Source organism: Anaerococcus faecalis (genome assembly GCF_013371425.1).
Lineage (GTDB): Bacteria > Bacillota > Clostridia > Tissierellales > Peptoniphilaceae > Anaerococcus > Anaerococcus porci.
The window spans coordinates 1-3,294 of the sequence record NZ_JABVBA010000021.1 but is presented as its reverse complement, the minus strand read 5'-3'; the positions used below and the strand labels follow the sequence as shown (position 1 = coordinate 3,294).

The following is a 3,294-nucleotide window of genomic DNA, read 5'->3' as shown; positions in this document are numbered from 1 at the left end:
GTTTGGCAACTTCCTAATCTCCCGGGAGGTCTCCCTCCGAGTACCATCGGCGTTAGAAGGCTTAACTTCTGTGTTCGGTATGGATACAGGTGTATCCCTTCTGCTTTTGTCACCATATTTTCTTTACCTAATACTTGCTCTTTGAGCCTTTTTCAAATAGCTATAAATATTTCCAGTCAAGTTTTAAAGTTTAGTATCCATTAGCTTAATACATTACTGCACTTACACCTTGGACCTATCTAAGGTATTTTCTTTACCTACTTTGAGAAATCTTATCTTGAGGGTTGCTTCGTACTTAGATGCTTTCAGTACTTATCAATTCCGCACGTAGCTACCGAGCTATGCCAGTGGCCTGACAACTCGTACACCATTGGTGCGTCCATCCCGGTCCTCTCGTACTAAGGACAGCTCCTCTCAAATTTCTTACGCCCACGCTGGATAGGGACCGAACTGTCTCACGACGTTCTGAACCCAGCTCGCGTGCCTCTTTAATGGGCGAACAGCCCAACCCTTGGGACCTACTCCAGCCCCAGGATGAGACGAGCCGACATCGAGGTGCCAAACCTCCCCGTCGATGTGGACTCTTGGGGGAGATAAGCCTGTTATCCCCGGGGTAGCTTTTATCCGTTGAGCGATGGCCCTTCCATTCGGTACCACCGGATCACTAAGTCCGTCTTTCGACTCTGCTTGAGTTGTAGCTCTCGCAGTTAAGCTCGCTTCTGCCTTTATACTCTTCGAATGGTTTCCGTCCATTCTGAGCGAACCTTTGAACGCCTCCGTTACTTTTTAGGAGGCGACCGCCCCAGTCAAACTGCCCAACTGACAATGTCCCATGCCCTGATTCAAGGGCTATGGTTAGAACTTTGATATTAAAAGGTTGGTATCCCACCAGTGACTCCGCCTAGATTGACATCCAAGTTTCTTTGTCTCCCAACTATCCTGTACATTTAATCTCAAAATCCAATATCAGCCTACAGTAAAGCTCCACGGGGTCTTTCCGTCCTAGCGTGGGTAAGTCGCATCTTCACGACTACTACAATTTCACCGGATCCTTTGTTGAGACAGTGCCCAAATCGTTACACCTTTCGTGCGGGTCGGAACTTACCCGACAAGGAATTTCGCTACCTTAGGACCGTTATAGTTACGGCCGCCGTTTACTGGGGCTTAAGTTCTAGCCTTCGATTGCTCTAAGCCTTCCCCTTAACCTTCCAGCACCGGGCAGGTGTCAGCTCCTATACTTCATCTTGCGATTTTGCAGAAACTTGTGTTTTTGGTAAACAGTCGCTTGGGCCTGGTTTCTGTGGCCATATTGCTATGGCTCCCCTTCTCCCGAAGTTACGGGGACATTTTGCCGAGTTCCTTAACAAAGGTTCTTCCGCGCGTCTTGGTATTCTCTACCTCCCTACCTGTGTCGGTTTTGGTACGGGCGCTTTTGTCTGGATAGTGACTTTTCTTGGCAATTTGGAGTCATCGACTTCTCTACTTATGTTTTCGATTCCTATCAGTTTTCAGAATTTATGAATGGCGGATTTGCCTACCATTCTTCCTACGACCTTAGACCATCATTTCCATCAGATGGCTTCGATTATCCTCTTGCGTCATCACATCTCTCTTAACGACTTCAAGCGGTACAGGAATATAAACCTGTTATCCATCGCCTACGCCTTTCGGCCTTAGCTTAGGTCCCGACTTTCCCTGAGGGGACGAGCCTTGCTCAGGAGACCTTAGGGTTTCGACGGGGATGATTCTCACATCCCTTCTCGCTACTCATGCCAGCATTCTCTCTTGTATTAAGTCCACTTTTGCTTTCGCCTTGGCTTCTTCCCTAATACAATGCTCCTCTACCACTAATAGAGGTATTAAGTTTAGCTATGAGTTGGTACGTCTTTTTTTACGTTTTATTAACTCGTTAACCAGTGATCTTTTTTGTAGTTAAGCTTTTTTGCTTATTACCTACTTTGACTTTAGACTTGTGTTTTTTTTGATAATTTCTTATCCATTATGTCTTTGCGTCTGAAATTTTTGAATTTCTTTTTTTAATCTCTTCTGTATTGTTTTGTTAATATTTCCAATCTCATTTGTAAACTTAATCCCTCTATTAATCCGAAGCTTCGGTATTGAATTTGAGCCCCGTTCATTTTTGGCGCAAACCCACTTGACCAGTGAGCTATTACGCATTCTTTAAATGCATGGCTGCTTCTAAGCCAACGTCCTGGTTGTCTTAGTAGATTCACATCCTTTTCCACTTAATTCAAATTTTGGGACCTTAGCTGTCGGTCTGGGCTGTTTCCCTTTCGACTTAGAAGCTTATCCCCCTAAGTCTGACTCCCTGACTTGATTTTTTGGCATTCGGAGTTTGATAGGTTTCGGTACGGTCATCCGCCCTAGACCATTCAGTGCTCTACCTCCTAAAATCTTAGGTCAGAGGCTAGCCCTAAAGCTATTTCGAGGAGAACCAGCTATCTCCGGGTTCGTTTGGTTTTTCGCCCCTATCCACAGTTCATCCGATGCGTTTTAAACCGCACCCGGTTCGAGCCTCCATTGAATTTTACTTCAACTTCACTCTGACCATGGATAGATCACCCGGTTTCGGGTCTATTCCAATTTACTTTCGCCCTATTAAGACTCGCTTTCGCTACGGCTACTGATCTTAAATCATTAACCTTGCACTTTAGAATAACTCGCTGGCCCATTCTACAAAAGGTACGACATCACGTTCTTACACGCTTTGTCTGCTTGTAGGCACTAGGTTTCAGGTTCTATTTCACTCCCCTTTCGGGGTTCTTTTCACCTTTCCCTCACGGTACTTGTTCACTATCGGTCACATGTTAGTATTTAGCCTTAGGGGATGGGCCCCCTATCTTCACACCGGGTTTCTCGTGCCCGGTGATACTTTCCCTCAACTTTCTTAAGCCTTTCGTTTACAAGACTTTCACTTTCTTTGGTTTAGTTTTTCAACTAATTTAACTAGACTTATTTAAGCTTACTGAGTTAGGCTCTTTCCCTTTCGCTCGCCGCTACTTAGAAAATCGAATTTTCTTTCTCTTCCTCCTGCTACTTAGATGTTTCAGTTCGCAGGGTCTTACTTCACTAAGCTATGTATTCACTTAGTGATGACTGTGTCTTCCACAGCCGGGTTGCCCCATTCGGAGACCTAGGGGTCTTTGCTTTTTGTGAGCTTGCCCTAGTTTTCGTTCACTTACGTCCTTCTTCGCCTTCATGTGCCAAGGCATCCACCTTGTGCCCTTTCTTTCTTGACTGGAAATATTTATAGCTATTTAATTGTTTAGGTTC

The 3,294-nt window shown here is 45.1% G+C and carries 2 rRNA genes; both read right to left on the bottom strand.

From position 1 onward, the window contains the following. A 5S ribosomal RNA gene (gene rrf, locus HV819_RS11355) occupies window positions 1-117 on the bottom strand. 55 nt (window positions 118-172) lie between these two features. Continuing rightward, window positions 173-3,260, bottom strand: a 23S ribosomal RNA gene (locus tag HV819_RS11350). Window positions 3,261-3,294 lie beyond the last annotated feature (34 nt).